Origin of the sequence: Microtetraspora fusca (assembly GCF_001570365.1) — a bacterium.
In the GTDB taxonomy this organism is placed as follows: domain Bacteria; phylum Actinomycetota; class Actinomycetes; order Streptosporangiales; family Streptosporangiaceae; genus Microtetraspora; species Microtetraspora fusca.
This window is the reverse complement of sequence record NZ_BBYK01000066.1, coordinates 48,096-62,153: the sequence shown is the minus strand read 5'-3', so window position 1 is coordinate 62,153 and position 14,058 is coordinate 48,096. Positions and strand designations below refer to the sequence as shown.

At 70.6% G+C, this 14,058-nt stretch carries 13 protein-coding genes; 4 read left to right on the top strand and 9 right to left on the bottom strand.

Translation table 11 applies throughout. The annotated features are described in order from the left end of the window. The first annotated feature begins 78 nt into the window (after positions 1-78). The gene (locus tag AWQ68_RS31435; protein WP_066947400.1) at positions 79-1,992 is read left to right on the top strand and encodes a S9 family peptidase; all 1,914 of its coding nucleotides are present in this window, start codon (positions 79-81) and stop codon (positions 1,990-1,992) included. Continuing rightward, on the top strand, positions 1,992-3,443 hold the full coding sequence (locus AWQ68_RS31430; RefSeq protein WP_245656266.1) for a DUF2079 domain-containing protein: 1,452 nt from the start codon (positions 1,992-1,994) through the stop codon (positions 3,441-3,443). The genes AWQ68_RS31435 and AWQ68_RS31430 overlap by 1 nt, the downstream gene beginning before the upstream one ends. A gap of 292 nt (positions 3,444-3,735) precedes the next feature. Here AWQ68_RS31430 and rny read toward each other — a convergent pair whose 3' ends face one another. From rny to recA, 3 genes are all read right to left on the bottom strand, one after another. Next, on the bottom strand, positions 3,736-5,358 hold the full coding sequence (gene rny / locus AWQ68_RS31425) for a ribonuclease Y (RefSeq protein WP_066947396.1): 1,623 nt from the start codon (positions 5,356-5,358) through the stop codon (positions 3,736-3,738). Positions 5,359-6,050: 692 nt separating this feature from the next. Then, positions 6,051-6,539, bottom strand: a complete 489-nt coding sequence (gene recX, locus AWQ68_RS42950) for a recombination regulator RecX (RefSeq protein WP_066947393.1) — start codon at positions 6,537-6,539, stop codon at positions 6,051-6,053. Positions 6,540-7,108: 569 nt separating this feature from the next. Further along, on the bottom strand, positions 7,109-8,209 hold the full coding sequence (gene recA, locus AWQ68_RS31415; RefSeq protein ID WP_066947390.1) for a recombinase RecA: 1,101 nt from the start codon (positions 8,207-8,209) through the stop codon (positions 7,109-7,111). A 487-nt stretch (positions 8,210-8,696) separates the two neighbouring features. On the opposite strand from recA, the gene AWQ68_RS31410 reads away from it, so the two are divergent. Next, complete coding sequence (locus AWQ68_RS31410; RefSeq protein ID WP_066947388.1) at positions 8,697-8,972, top strand: hypothetical protein; 276 nt, start codon at positions 8,697-8,699, stop codon at positions 8,970-8,972. Between the two features lie 21 nt (positions 8,973-8,993). Here the strand turns inward: AWQ68_RS31410 and AWQ68_RS31405 are convergent, their stop codons facing one another. The 6 genes from AWQ68_RS31405 to AWQ68_RS31380 all read right to left on the bottom strand — a co-directional run bounded on the left by AWQ68_RS31405 (position 8,994) and on the right by AWQ68_RS31380 (position 13,360). Continuing rightward, positions 8,994-9,998, bottom strand: coding sequence for a zinc-dependent alcohol dehydrogenase family protein (locus AWQ68_RS31405; protein WP_066947385.1), 1,005 nt, complete (start codon positions 9,996-9,998; stop codon positions 8,994-8,996). Positions 9,999-10,031: 33 nt separating this feature from the next. After that, complete coding sequence (locus tag AWQ68_RS44420) at positions 10,032-10,430, bottom strand: nuclear transport factor 2 family protein (RefSeq protein ID WP_066947383.1); 399 nt, start codon at positions 10,428-10,430, stop codon at positions 10,032-10,034. A 342-nt stretch (positions 10,431-10,772) separates the two neighbouring features. Further along, positions 10,773-11,954, bottom strand: coding sequence for a globin domain-containing protein (locus AWQ68_RS31395; RefSeq protein WP_066947380.1), 1,182 nt, complete (start codon positions 11,952-11,954; stop codon positions 10,773-10,775). Between the two features lie 79 nt (positions 11,955-12,033). Next, on the bottom strand, positions 12,034-12,483 hold the full coding sequence (locus AWQ68_RS31390; RefSeq protein ID WP_066947377.1) for an RrF2 family transcriptional regulator: 450 nt from the start codon (positions 12,481-12,483) through the stop codon (positions 12,034-12,036). Positions 12,484-12,633: 150 nt separating this feature from the next. Further along, the gene (locus tag AWQ68_RS31385; protein ID WP_066947374.1) at positions 12,634-12,828 is read right to left on the bottom strand and encodes a DUF3046 domain-containing protein; all 195 of its coding nucleotides are present in this window, start codon (positions 12,826-12,828) and stop codon (positions 12,634-12,636) included. 31 nt (positions 12,829-12,859) lie between these two features. Continuing rightward, a complete protein-coding gene (locus tag AWQ68_RS31380; RefSeq protein ID WP_245656264.1) occupies positions 12,860-13,360 on the bottom strand; it encodes a VOC family protein in 501 nt (166 codons plus the stop codon). Positions 13,361-13,496: 136 nt separating this feature from the next. Here AWQ68_RS31380 and AWQ68_RS42945 point away from each other — a divergent pair, with 136 nt between their 5' ends. Further along, positions 13,497-13,655: a hypothetical protein gene (locus tag AWQ68_RS42945; protein ID WP_157545981.1), complete on the top strand. Its 159-nt coding sequence runs from the start codon at positions 13,497-13,499 to the stop codon at positions 13,653-13,655. Positions 13,656-14,058 lie beyond the last annotated feature (403 nt).

Genomic DNA, 14,058 nt, shown 5'->3' with positions numbered 1-14,058 from the left:
CGGCGGACGTCTCGTCTGCTCCCGTCTCCGGAGGGGGTGAGCGGACACGGCGACCTTCCGTCCGTCAGGATGGGAGGCATGTCCCCCGAGCCCATGCCGCACGGAGCCTGGCCATCGCCGATCTCGACCACCGACGTCGCCCGGTCGGGGCTGTCACTCGGCTTCCCCACCGTTATGGGCGACCACCTGTGGTGGGAGGAGGACCGGCCGGCGGAGGGCGGGCGACGCACGGTCGTCCACCGCCACGCCGACGGGATGCTGCACGAGTTACTCCCCGCCCCCTGGGACGCGCGCACCCGCGTCCACGAGTACGGCGGGCGTTCCTACGCCGTCGTGCCGGGGCGGGGCATCGTCTTCGCGAACCACGCCGACCAGCGGCTCTATCTCGCCGCCGCAGGGGCCGACCCGTGGCCGCTCACGCCCGAGCCGGACCGTCCCGGCGGGCTGCGCTACGCCGACCTGCTCGTCCACGAGAGCCCCGACGGCCCCGAGCTGTGGTGCGTACGCGAACGCCACCACGACGACGGGGTGGTCAGCCGCTCCATCGTCTCCCTGTCCCTCCCGACGGCGTCGCTCGCGGCGGCGCAGGAGGGCCGCACGGACGGGATCGTGGAGCGGGTGAGCGGAAGCGACTTCTACGCCTTCCCCACGCTCTCCCCCGACGGGCGGCACCTCGCCTACGTCTGCTGGGACCACCCGGCCATGCCGTGGACCGGCACCGAGCTGCGGGTGACCCGGATCTCCGACGGGCACACCGTGGCGATCGCGGGCGGCGCCGACGAGTCCGTGCTCGCCCCGTGCTGGCGCGACGACCGCACCCTCTACTTCGTCTCGGACCGTTCGGGCTGGTGGAACCTCTACCAGTCCGACCTCCTCGGCGGCGCCCGCCGGGCGCTCCACCCGGCCGAGGAGGAGTTCGCCGGGCCGCTCTGGCAGCTCGGCGGCCGGCCGTACCAGCCGTTGGGGGACGGCCGGCTCGCGGTGCTGCACGGGCGCGGCGACCTGCGGCTCGGCATCCTCGACCCCGCCACGGGGACGCTTTCCGACGTCGAGGTCCCCTACACCGGTTGGGTCCCCGCGCTGGCCTGCGACGGGCGCAGCGTCGCCGGCATCGCGTACGGCCCGCGCCTGCCCAGGGCGATCGTCCGGATCGCCGCCAGCGGCCGGGTCGAATTGCTGTGCGGCGACCTCGCCGAACTGCCCGAAGCCGCCTATCTCCCGACCCCGCGCGCCGTCGAGATCGAGAGCGGCGACGGCCGCTCCGTCCACGCGTTCCTGTACCCGCCCTCCGGTCCCGACGCGACCGCGGCGACCGCCGCGCCGTACGTCGTGTTCGTGCACGGCGGACCGACCGGGCACGCGACGACCGAGCTCAGCCTGGAGAAGGCGTTCTTCACCAGCCGCGGCATCGGCGTGCTCGACCTCAACTACGGCGGCTCAACCGGGTACGGCCGCGCCTACCGGGAGCGGCTGCGCGGGCAGTGGGGGATCATCGACGTCGAGGACGCCGTCGCGGCGGCGCGGTGGCTCGCGGCGGCGAACCTGGCCGACCCGGCGCGCATCGCGATCAGGGGCGGCAGCGCGGGCGGCTGGACCGTGATGGCCGCCTGCTGCGCCTCCGACGTCTTCGCCGGAGGCGTGTCGATCGCCGGGGTCAGCGCCCTCGCCCCGCTCGTCGCCGCCACGCACGACTTCGAGTCCCGCTACATCGACTGGCTGGTCGGCCCCGAGGCGCTGTACGGCTCCCGCGAGCCGCTGGCCAGGGCGGGCGAGATCGGCTGCCCGATGCTGCTCATGCAGGGACTGGCCGACCCGGTGGTGCCACCGGCCCAGTCGGAGGCGTTCGCCGACACGATGACGGCGCACGGCGTACCCTGCACCTATCTCGCTTTCGAAGGCGAGTCGCACGGCTTCCGCCGCCAGGAGACCAAGGCCACCGCGCTGGCCGCGGAGCTCTCCTTCTATCTACAGATCTTCATCGCGATGGACTGATGAGGTTCACGACCCCGTGGGGGACGGTCGGCCGCCGCCCCCGCCTCGACCGTACGGCGACCGCGCTGACCGTGATCACGGCGGCGGCCGCGGCGCTCTACTCGGCGGCGGGCCTGATCCGCCTGCACGCGTTCCGCCTGGGCACGTACGACCTGGTCATCTTCGACCAGGCGGTCAGGTCCTACTCGCGTTTCGGGCTGCCGGTGTCGATCGCGAAGGGCGTCCACAACGACTTCGGCCCGGACTTCTCGGTCCTCGGTGACCACTGGTCGCCCATCCTGGCCTCGCTCGCGCCGTTCTACTGGCTGCACGACGGGCCGGAAACCCTGCTCGTCCTCCAAGGGGTGCTGCTGGCCGCGGCGATCCCGCCGCTGTGGCTGTTCGCACGGCGACGGCTCGGCGCGGCGGCCGCCCATCTGATCGCGGGCGCGTACGCACTGTCCTGGCCGATCGCCGAGGCGGTCGTCTTCGACTTCCACGAGGTGGCCTTCGCGCCGGCGCTGACCGCGTGGATGATCGAACGCCACGACGCGGGCCGGCCGCGACAGGCGGTGCTGGCCGGGGCGCTCCTCCTGTGCGTCAAGGAGGACATGGGACTGGTCATCGCCGGATACGGCCTGTTCCTGATCGCCGTCCGCCGCTTCCGCGTGGGGCTGCCGCTGGTGGTGGCCGGCCTCGCCGCGGTCATGATCACCACCCACGTGCTCATCCCGGCCTTCGGCGGCCGGGCCGACTACTACTGGGCCTACGGAACGCTCGGCCCCGACCTGCCTTCCGCCGCCGTGCGGGCTCTCACCCATCCGCTGGACGCGCTGGCGCTGCTGGTCACCCCGTCCGAGAAGGCCGCCACGGTCGCCCTGCTGGGCGCGATGGTGCTCTTCCTGTGTCTGCTCTCGCCGCTGACACTTATCGCGGTTCCGCCGCTCGCCGCCCGGATGCTGGCCGGCTCGTTCCCGAACTGGTGGGGGACGGAGTACCACTACAACGCCTTCATCGTCGTGGTGCTCTTCTGCGCGGCGGCGGACGGCATCGCCCGGACCCGGCTCGTCGTGCGTAAGACGCCGTTGGCCGCGTCGCTCCTGTCGGTCGCCGTCGCCCTCGTCCCGTTCTTCGCGTACGGACGGCTGCTCACCCCCGCGCCCCGCGTCCAGGCCGCCTCCGGGGCGGCGGCCGCCGTACCGGACGGGGTGCTGGTGGAGGCGGCCAACTACGTCGGCCCGGCGCTCACCTCGCGTACGCGCGTGCTGCTGTGGGACCGGCGTCCGCGCTGGGCGCCCTGGGTGGTGGCCGACACGGGCAGGATGACGTTCCCGTTCACGGGTGTCGACGAGCAGCGCGCACGCGTTGCCCTGCTGCGTCGCAACGGCTACCAGGTCGTGTACGAGCGCGACGGCTACGTGGTGCTGCGCGCGGCGCCGGGCACGCGGCCACCGGACCTCGGCCACCCGTGACGCCTCCCCGCGGCCGGGCTGAGCGAGAACGGACCCCGGGCCGCTGAGAACACGACCCGCTCCAGGGCGCGGTCACGCATTCCAATGCCGACAACCGCGAGTTCGACCCGCGGAGTCGATGAACCGGATGATCGGTGGTCCGGCCGCCGCGGCGCGGCGCTGTCCGCGAACGTTCACCGGGATCGAGGGAGCGGAGCGGAAGGGAGCGAAGGCCCGGCGAAGCGGGCTTCGCGAGGACCGCAGCTTCCTTCCGGCGAAGTGACCGACCCAGCCAAGACTCGCGGACACACCACTAGCGGGCGAACTCGGTGGCGCGGGACTCGCGGACGACGGTGATGCGGATCTGGCCGGGGTAGATCAGCTCCTCCTCCACCTGCTTGGCGACGTCGCGGGCGATGACCTGGGCCTGGATGTCGTCCACGGCGTCGGGGCGGACCATGACCCGGATCTCCCGTCCGGCCTGCATCGCGAACACCTTCTCCACGCCGTCGTACGACTGGGCGATCTCCTCCAGCCGCTCCAACCGCTTCACGTACGCCTCGAGGGACTCGCGCCGGGCCCCGGGACGGCTGCCGCTGATCGCGTCGGCCGCCTGGGTGAGCACCGCCTCGACGGTGCGCACCTCCACCTCGTTGTGGTGCGCCTCGATGGCGTGGACGACGTCCTCGTGCTCGCCGTACCGGCGGGCGATCTCCGCGCCGATCAGGGCGTGGCTGCCCTCGACCTCGTGGGTCAGCGCCTTGCCGATGTCGTGCAGCAGGGCGCAGCGCTTCACCAGGTCGCGGTCGAGCCGCAGCTCGGAGGCCATGATCCCGGCGATGTGCGCGGACTCGATCAGGTGCTTGAGCACGTTCTGCCCGTAGGACGTCCGGTAGCGCAGCTGGCCGAGCAGCGTGATCAGCTCGGGATGCATGTCGGTGATGCCGAGCTCCACCAGGGCGTCCTCACCCGCTCGCACGCACAGGTCACGCACCTCGGCCTTGCTGCGCTCGTACGCCTCCTCGATGCGCTGCGGGTGGATGCGGCCGTCGAGGACGAGCCGCTCCAGCGTCAGCCGGGCGGTTTCCCGCCGGACCGGGTCGAAACAGGAGAGAAGCACCGCCTCGGGCGTATCGTCTATGATCAGATTGACCCCGGTCGTGGACTCGAACGCCCTGATGTTGCGGCCCTCGCGCCCGATGATGCGGCCCTTCATGTCGTCGCCGGGCAGGTGCAGCACGCTGACCACGGACTCCGCGGTCTGCTCGGTGGCGACCCGCTGAACCGCCAGTGTCACGATCTTGCAGGCGCGCTTCTCCCCCTCTTTGCGCGCCTCGCTCTCGATCTCGCGGACGATCAGGGCGGCCTCGCGCTTGGCCTGGTTCTCGATCTCTTTGACCAGCTCGTTCTTGGCCTGGTCGGCGGTGAGCCCCGCGACCCGCTCCAGGATCTTTCGCCGGTTGTCGGCGACCTGGTCGAGCTCGACCCGTCGATCGGCCAGCTCGGTCTCGGTCTCGGCCAGCTTGCGCGCCCGCTCGGCCTGCCTGCGCGCCTCCTCGTCGAGCCGCTGCTCCCGTTCGACCAGGCGGCTCTCCCTGCGCTCGAGATCGGTGCGCAGCTCTTTGATCTCGCCTTTGAGGAGCCGCGCCTCCTCTTCGACTTCCTTGCGCATCAGCGCGGCGCTCTCGGCGGCAGACTCGGACTTCTTGACGATCTCGCCCGCGTCTCTCTCCGCCTGTCCCCGGATCTCCGCCGCCTGACGCCTCGCCTGCTCAAGCTCCTCGTTCACCTCGGCCTCGGCCGCGGCGACTTGCTCAGGGGAAGGGCCTTTACGCCGGGAGCCTCCGGTGTGGCGCACCACCATGACGAGCGCGGCGATCGCTACGAGCGTCAGCAGCACCACCGCCAGCGCCAGAACGATCACGATCGTATTCATGCGCGCTCACCCCTCCTCGCGTCGCAACTTCGAGCTAGCGAGGGGGTAACGCACGCAGCACGGCAGAACCCGGCGACGTCAACGGAACGTCGTGAAATCCGGCAGCCCGGAGGGCTGCCGTCATGCCCGGCAAGCCGGTCGATATCTCTCGTTCTGTTATCCACCGATATGGCAATCCGCACTGCGGAGTAACTCCTCACTGCGGTCGAGATTAAGCGTCAGCGAGGTAACGGGCAAGCAAAGGAGTGGCGTCAAATCGCTTCCCCGGTCAGATCCGGCGCCAGAAACGGTCCGAGCTCCTGTCCGGCGCGCGGCGAGGGCCCGGTCAGCCCTCTCGACACGCCCTCTCCGCGAGTCGCCACTCATCGCCGAACCCGCGCGGCGCGGGAGGCACCCCATGGCACCGGGCGCACCCCACATGGTGCCGAGACGACGAGATCACGGTGCCGATGCACTCGCCCTCCACCTCGGTCAGCCCACCCGACAGACCCTCGGCGTAGGGCACCCTCATCACCGGGACGACGAGATCGCGGCGCCGACACAGGCGCCCCCCATCTCGGCCAGCCCGCCCGGCACACCCTCGGCGCAGGTCACCCTCATCGCCGGAAAGGTCGCCACCCGGGACAGCCGTCCACAGCCGACCGCATTTGACCAGGTTCGCCGGGGAGCACCCGAACACGCCTACCGCACCGTCACCGCAGGTCGCCATCGAAGAAGTCGTCGACCTCGCCGCCCTCGCCTTCGAGCGCCTCGCGGACGACACGGAAGGCGAGCCCGGGACCGTACCCCTTGCGGGCGAGCATCCCGACAAGCCGCCGCGTACGGGTCTGGGGGTCGAGGCCGCGCGTGCCCGAAAGCTTGCGGGCGACCAGTCTGCGCGCCGTCTCCACCTCCTGCTCGGGGTCGAGCTGATCGACGGCCTCGTTGACGGTGTCCTCGTCCACCCCTCGGTGCCGCAACTCCTGTGCGAGCGCCCGCCGTGCGAGACCGCGCCCGGCATGCCGGGAACTGACCCACGCCGCGGCGAACGCCTGGTCGTCGATGAGCCCCACCTCGGAGAAGCGCTCCAGCACGGCCTGCGCGGCCTCCTCGGGCACTTCCCGCTTCCGCAGGGCTTCGGCGAGCTGGGCCCTGGTCTTCGGCGCCATGGTGAGCAGCCGAAGGCAGATCGCCCTGGCCACGGCCTCCGGGTCGGCGGACGGCCCGTGCTCCGCGGAGAACTCCTCATCACGGGCAGAACCACGCCCACGCCGAGAGCGACGCTCACGCTCGGGCTCATGCTCCGTGGAGAAGTCCTCACCGTCGAAAGCACCGCGCCTGCGGCGAGAACGACGCGAACCCTCCTGCCCGGACTCCCCGAAGAGGTCCCCACCACCGAAAGCACCACCCCCACGGCGGGAGCGACGCTTCCGCTCGGGGCCTCGTGACTCCGGGAAGTCGCCGTCGGCGGAAACGCTCCCGCTGTGAGGAGCTCCGGCCTGGTCGTCCGGGTTCCGGCGGTCGCGGGCTCCCGCGCCGTCGAAGGCGTCCGAATCCCCGAAGGCGCCGGCGCGACCGGCACCACTCGAGGAACGACGAGGTCGCTCCCCGGGGGCCGCCCGCTCCGAGCGGAACCCGCGCTCGCGCGCCCGGATCTCCTCCCGAAGCGCCTCCAGCGAGGGGACACCCGACGCCGGAAGCCCGAACTCGGCGTCTCCCGGCCACGGCTCGTCAGCGGGGCCGGGAGAATCGTCACGCCTCACGGCCGCGCTCAGACATCACCCGGCTTGGGCGTGGCCGCCGCCTTGGATCCGCGTCCGCCGGAGGGAGCCGCTGCCGCCGGAGCGGGGGCGGGAGGCTCGGCGGCAGCGTCCAGACGCGGCCCGACCCCGAGCTTTTCCTTGATCTTCTTTTCGATCTCGTCCGCGATGTCCGGGTTGTTCTTCAGGAAGTTGCGGGCGTTCTCCTTGCCCTGGCCGAGCTGATCGCCCTCGTAGGTGTACCAGGCACCGGCCTTGCGCACGAACCCGTGCTCGACGCCCATGTCGATGAGGCCGCCCTCGCGGGAGATGCCGATGCCGTACAGGATGTCGAAGTCGGCCTGGCGGAAGGGCGGAGCCATCTTGTTCTTGACGATCTTCACGCGGGTGCGGTTGCCGACCGGCTCGGTGCCGTCCTTGAGCGTCTCGATGCGCCGGACGTCCAGCCGGACCGAGGCGTAGAACTTCAGCGCCTTACCACCCGTGGTGGTCTCGGGCGAGCCGAACATGACGCCGATCTTCTCGCGGAGCTGGTTGATGAAGATGGCGGTGGTGCGGGTCTGGTTGAGCGCGCCGGCGACCTTGCGGAGAGCCTGGGACATCAGACGCGCCTGCAGACCCACGTGGCTGTCGCCCATCTCGCCCTCGATCTCGGCCTTGGGCACCAGAGCGGCCACCGAGTCGATGACGATGATGTCGACCGCGCCGGAGCGGATCAGCATGTCGGCGATCTCAAGGGCCTGCTCACCGGTGTCGGGCTGGGAGACGAGCAACGCGTCGACGTCGACGCCGAGCTTCTTCGCGTACTCCGGGTCGAGGGCGTGCTCGGCGTCGATGAACGCCGCGATGCCGCCGGCCCGCTGGGCGTTGGCCACGGCGTGCAGCGCGACGGTGGTCTTACCGCTGGACTCCGGCCCGTAGACCTCGACGATGCGACCGCGCGGGAAGCCGCCGATGCCGAGAGCCACGTCGAGGGCGATCGCACCGGTGGGGATCACCTCGACCGGGGCGCGTGCGTCGTCGCCGAGACGCATCACGGAGCCCTTGCCGAACTGCCGCTCGATCTGCGCGAGGGCGGTCTCAAGGGCCTTCTCGCGGTCGTTGATTGCCATTGGGTGCCCCCTGGGGGTCGTGGTCTGTTGGTCACCGGAAAGCTACGGGGTGCCACCGACATTTTCCGGAGATCCGGAGGCCGGCACCCGGAAACCGATGCCGAACGCCCCGGGAAGCACCGAGGAGTCCCGGAAAGCGGCTGCGGCTGCCGGGCGGACGCGGCACACCCTGCGGCGGCGGGTTCAAATATAGCCGAACGACTGTTCGATCACATCGGGAGCGTACGGCGAGTCGGCGTGCCGTCCGCCGATGCCGTACTGCACGGCCCCGCCCGGCCGCGGCGCGGCCGCTGATGTGCGGGATCAGGGCACGGAGACGGCCCGGTCCCCAGGGCTACACATCGGTCCGCCCGACACCTGGCAAGCCGCGCCGCCCCCCCACCCCAACCACAAAGTCACATTCACGGGCATTCCATCACCGCTGTTGCCTGGCCGGTGACCTGCGGCGATCCTGAGGGAAAGCCGGTTCTCCCCTCAAGGCGGCCATGTGACGAGCACCAGCACCTACGGACCGCAGCGACGTACGCATCTGGAGGCACTCGCCGGACGGCTCCCTGAGCGTGGGCTCGTCGGCCGCATGTTGGGCGGAGACGACCCCGTCCTCTGGGTGTGGCACCCCGAGACCGGGAACCAGACGATCATCTTCGCCGCGCCGACGATCGACGGCTGGATGTTCCTGTGGTCTCCCGACGGTCAGGAGAACGCCGAGGACCCGGGAAAGACGGCCGACGCGGTGACGAAGCTGCTCTCCCACACCGGCTGAGGCGGACCGGGGTCGGATGGTTCAGATGGTGATGACGACCTTGCCGAACGCCTCCCCTGAGGCGTAGTACCGGTAGGCGGCGAGGGCGTCGTCGAAGGCGAACGCCCGGTCGATGACCGGACGCAGCCCGTTGACCTCGATGACGCGGTTCATCTCGAGGAACTGCGCACGGCTGCCGACCGCGACGGGGCGCAGGGTCGCGCCGGAGGCGAACAGCACCCGAGGGTCGATCGGCGGCGCCGTGTCGGAGACGAAGCCCACGCAGGCGACATGGCCCGCCATCGCGACCGCTTTCAGCGACTGTTCCAGCAGACCGGCGACCTCGACGACGCGGTCGGCGCCGCGTCCTCCGGTCAGCTCACGGATCTCGCGGGGCCAGTCGGGCGTGGCCCGGTAGTCGACGACCTCGTCGGCGCCGAGCTCGGCCAGGCGCGACGCCTTCGCCGGGCCGCTCGTCGTGGCGATCACGCGGGCTCCGAGAGCCTTGGCGAAACGCAGCGCGAACAGCGACACCCCGCCGGATCCCTGCAGCACGACGGTCTGGCCGGCGCGCAGCCCGGCACCGTCGCCGGTCAGGGCGTTCCAGGCTGTGACCGCGGCGCAGGGAAGCGTCGCGGCCTCCTGGTAGGAGAGGTGCGCGGGAACCGGCACAAGGGCCTTCTCGTCGAGCAGCGCGAGTTCGGTCAGCATGCCGTCCAGGGAACCGCCCAGTTGCGCGAGGTGCTCGACCGCGAACGGGCCGTCCTGCCAGCTGGGGAAGAGCGTGGCCGTCACTCGGTCGCCGGCACTCACTGAGCTCACACCGGGTCCGAGCGCCACGACCTCGCCGGCTCCGTCCGACACCGGCACCACATCCGGCTTCACCGGCAGCACGTAATCGCCGCGCAACACCATCAGCTCGCGGAAACTCAGCGATGCGGCCCGTACGGCGACCAGCACCTGTCCCGGGCCGGGGACGGGGTCCTCGTGCTTCCTGATCGACAGGCCGTCCAGCCCGGCGCCGCTGTCGAGGTGATAGCTCCGCATGAATGGGTTCCTTCCGCTCTCGGCGCCCGGCGCTCAGTCGTCCAGGCCGGTCTCGGCGGCCGGCGGGATCTCGCCGGCGGTCTTGCTGTAGCCGAGGGCCTCGACGATCAGCCCGTCGCGCAGGCGCATGAGGTTCACCCCGCGCACCGAGTCGGCGGGACCGTCGCCGAAGCGGTAGCGCCAGCGGATCGTCGCCCGGTCGCCCGCGACCACCACCTCCTCGGGCTCGAACTGCGTGGTGCGGTCCTCGGCGAGCGCCTGCCAGAACGCCAGGCAGGATTCGCGGCCTTCGTGCCGGTCGCCGTCGGGTGCCGGCTGGACGGACTCCATCACGCAGTCGTCACCGATCAGGTCGGCGAGCACGGACGGGTCGTGGTGGACGAAAGCCTGGTTGAACCGGTCGATCACGTCGGCGGTGGTGCGCTCGGGCACACGGTCTCCTAGGAGATAGAACGTTCGGTATACGAGCAATGTATATCGACCAGTCGTTCTATTCGTCAACCGATGGCGGACTGAGGCACATGCGCACCCGCAACCACACCCGGCCTTCGGGAACCCTGGCGGAGCGGGGATGCCCGGGTCTGCCGTCACGTGCCCGGCGGTCGCCCGGTCAGGACGCGTCGGACCGGCAGTCACCTGCCGTGAACCGTCAGTCGGGCATCGCGGTGAAACACGAAGACCTCCGTGTATGGCATGGATCTCGGGCATCTCCACCACACCGGAGGTCTTCGTGTCGATCAAGCGGAGCCGTCGACGACTCTCATGGTCGATGCGCTAGAGCCCCGCGTCCGGGCTGAAGACCTCGTAGTGGATGTGGTCGGCGGGGACGCCCAGGTCGAGGAGGCGTTCCTGCATCGAGCGCATGAACGGCACAGGCCCGCAGAGGTAGGCGCGGGTGCCGTCGAGGATCTCGACGCCGCCCAGGTCGACCAGGCCCGTACGCTCGGCGGGCCACCCCTCCTCCGGCTCCTCGTACCAGACGTGCGTGACGGCCTGGGGGATCTTCTCGGTGAGCAGTTCCAGCTCGCCGCGGAAGGGGTGGGTGAGCGGGGAGCGGTCGCCGTGCACCACGGTCACCGGTCGGGTGGTCGCGGTGGCGGCGAGGTGGGCCATCATGCTGATGATCGGGGTGGCGCCGACGCCCGCGGAGGCGAGCAGCAGGGGGCAGTCCCCCTCGTCGAGGGCGACGTCGCCGAAAGGAGCGCTCACACGGAGGATGTCCCCCTCGTGGGCGTTCGCGTGCAGCCAGTTCGAGACCTCGCCTTCGGGGTCGCCCGCCACCCGCTTGACCGAGATCCAGTGGTCGGAGCCGCCCGGCGCGCAGGACAGGCTGTACTGCCGGATCTGGCGCGCCCCGTCCGCGAGCTCGACCTGGACCGAGACGTACTGGCCGGGCCGGAAGGGCGGCGTCGGGCCGCGGTCGGCGGGCCGCAGCATGAAGGTGGCGACGTCAGGGGTCTCCTCGACCCGCCCGACCACGCGCCACGGCCGCCACACATCGCCGTCGGCGACGCCGGACTCGGCGTACAGGCGCGCCTCCAGGGCGATCAGCGAGCCGGCCATCAGCCAGTAGACCTCGTCCCACGCCGCCGCCACCTCCGGGGTGACCGCGTCCCCGAGCACCTCGGCGATCGCGGCGAACAGGTGGCGGTGCACGATGCCGTACTGCTCCGCGGTGATGCCGAGCGAGGCGTGCTTGTGCGCGATGCGCTCGAGCAGCTGCTCGGGACGGGTGTCCGGGTGCTCCAGCAGCGCCACCGCGAAGGTGGCGATGGAGCCGGCCAGCGCCCGGCCCTGTGTGCCGTTGGCCTGGTTGCCCCTGTTGAAGAGGTCACGCAGCAGTTCCGGATGGGCGGTGAACATCTTGCGATAGAAGATCGGGGTGATGTCGTTGATCGCCCCTCCGACGGCGGGCAGAGTCGCGCGGACGACGGCGGCCGATTCCGCTGAGAGCATGACGAACTCCTTAACATGATTTTCAGATACCAATTACGACTGAGCCGTTCACCGCAGCCGGAAGGGACTATGGGCGAGGTCAGGCAGGCGGGGAGGTGAGCAGCTGGAGGAGCACCGGCCTGGAGGAGTCTCCGACCAGATCACGTACGGTCAGCGGATCGAGAGAGGAGTAGAACGCCTCCTGAGCGTCACGCAGCGCGGCGCGCAGGCGGCACGCTCCTCGCAACGGGCAGGGCAGCGGCTCGTCGTCGCACCCGACCACGTCATCCGCGCCTTCCAGTTGGCGCACGAGCCAGCCGACGGAGGCGTCGCGGCCGGCTCCGGTGATCTCGAGACCGCCTCCCCTCCCCCGCCGGGTTTCCAGGACGCCGAGGTGCTGCAGCCGGCTGACCACCTTGGCGACGTGCGTGTACGGCGCGGCCACGGAAGCGGCCACCTCTTTGGAAGTGGGCAGCTCCTCCGCTCCGTCCGTCACCGCCAAGCGCATGGTCACCCGGAGCGCGAGGTCGGTGAACTTCGTCATCCGCACGTCACGAAAGGTATCAAATCGGTATCTAGGGGTCGCATTTGGGGCTCCGGGCGCGTACGACCAGGGTGGGACCGGGCCTCCGAGTGCGTATGACCAGGGTGGGATGCCACGGACGCGCGTCCAGGCGCGAGGTGGGCGCGAAGCGCTTGATCAGCGAAGCTTGGGGTCCACGTCGACGACCGTGCAGACGGCTCGCCAGACCTGCTTGGCGCCCACGCCGTCGGCGAGGGCCTGCTCGACGGTCCTGCCGTCGAGAGCGGCGATGACATAGTCCTTCGCCCACGATTCGGCGTACGCCTCGCCGAAGTGGCGGTGCATACGGCTCCAGAAATCGGTCAGGCGCATCCCCCAAGTATGCTGCCGCGCCGGAGCGGCCTCAAATGACGGGAGAGCCGTACATCTCGCCGAGCCGGTCGGCGAGCAGCTCGAGGCGGGCGCCGTCCGGGTCGCGGAAGTAGATCGACGCTCCGCTCTCGATCTGGTACGGCACGCCGGCCGCCTCCAGCTTGCCCCGTAACCGCTCCCAGGTCGCGGGTTCGACGGAGATCGCGATGTGATGAACCCCACCGAGAACCTCCTGGTACGGCCCGAGATCGAGGCCGGGCAGGTCGAAGAACGCGAGCAGGTTGCCGTTGCCGATGTCGAAGAAGAAGTGGTTGGACCCCTTGTAGTCACGGTTCTCGAAGATTTCGGTGAGGGGGAACTCCAGGAGTTCCTGGTAGAACCGGATCGTGCGCTCCGGGTCGGACGAGAGCAGCGCGAAGTGGTGGAGTCCCCTTGCGCTGCTCGGCGGTCGGTTCTCGCGCAGGTAGCGTTCGCGGATTCGGGACCGCTCCCGCTCGATGGCCTCGTAGTCGATGTCCATAGCGGTATGCATGTCCTCTTTTCCGAATAATCAACGCATCTGGGAAGTCGGGCCGCACAAAACGCCGTGTACGACGCCGGATGCGGCTCCGCGCGCCCGCCGGCTGGGGAAGCCGGAGAAGATCGCATCCGTTTTTGTCGGAGGCTGGATGCATGATGGCCACCTGACATCCCTCGCCCGCGGCGACGCCCCGCCGCCCCCTGATGTGGAGGACGACGTTGAGTGCTCCCCGGCCCCTTCGTGCCGTCCCCGGCAGCGCAGGCTCGACGATCACGACGCTGTGCTGGAGATCGAGGCGGCGGCGTGACGGCCGCCGCACATGCGCGGATCCGGGCAGTTGTGGGCCGTTACGCGAGAGATGGCCATAGCCTGAGAGAGGCCCCTGGGAAACCCGCCGACGGCCCGCCGTCGGCCCGGTGCGTGACCACGCGGTGGCTGCGCTCCAGCCGCGGGCGCCGCTCGGCGAACACCGGCGCGGACGGTCGGCCGCAGGTCGGCAATCGCTTGGGCATCCGACGGATGCCGCTCGACGGACACCGGCGGGAAGCCCGTCGAAGGCGCGCGTCGCGAACGTCGGTCCGGGACGCCCGTTCCGGTGCCGGCGGCGCGAGCGTGACGGATGACGGGCGAGGAGCGACGGACGACAGGCGACGGACGACGGACGACGGGCGACGGACGACGGGCGACGGACGACGGGCGACGGGCGACGG

Excerpts from the sequence above, each read along its gene's own strand:
- AWQ68_RS31430 (WP_245656266.1), top strand. The coding sequence starts at position 1,992 with ATGAGGTTCACGACCCCGTGGGGGACGGTCGGCCGCCGCCCCCGCCTC.
- AWQ68_RS31405 (WP_066947385.1), bottom strand. The coding sequence starts at position 9,998 with ATGCGGAGCTATCACCTCGACAGCGGCGCCGGGCTGGACGGCCTGTCG.
- AWQ68_RS31385 (WP_066947374.1), bottom strand. The coding sequence starts at position 12,828 with ATGCGCCTGACCGATTTCTGGAGCCGTATGCACCGCCACTTCGGCGAG.
- AWQ68_RS31380 (WP_245656264.1), bottom strand. The coding sequence starts at position 13,360 with ATGCATACCGCTATGGACATCGACTACGAGGCCATCGAGCGGGAGCGG.
- rny (WP_066947396.1), bottom strand. The coding sequence starts at position 5,358 with ATGAATACGATCGTGATCGTTCTGGCGCTGGCGGTGGTGCTGCTGACG.
- AWQ68_RS42945 (WP_157545981.1), top strand. The coding sequence starts at position 13,497 with ATGCATGATGGCCACCTGACATCCCTCGCCCGCGGCGACGCCCCGCCG.
- AWQ68_RS31435 (WP_066947400.1), top strand. The coding sequence starts at position 79 with ATGTCCCCCGAGCCCATGCCGCACGGAGCCTGGCCATCGCCGATCTCG.
- recA (WP_066947390.1), bottom strand. The coding sequence starts at position 8,209 with ATGGCAATCAACGACCGCGAGAAGGCCCTTGAGACCGCCCTCGCGCAG.
- AWQ68_RS31395 (WP_066947380.1), bottom strand. The coding sequence starts at position 11,954 with ATGCTCTCAGCGGAATCGGCCGCCGTCGTCCGCGCGACTCTGCCCGCC.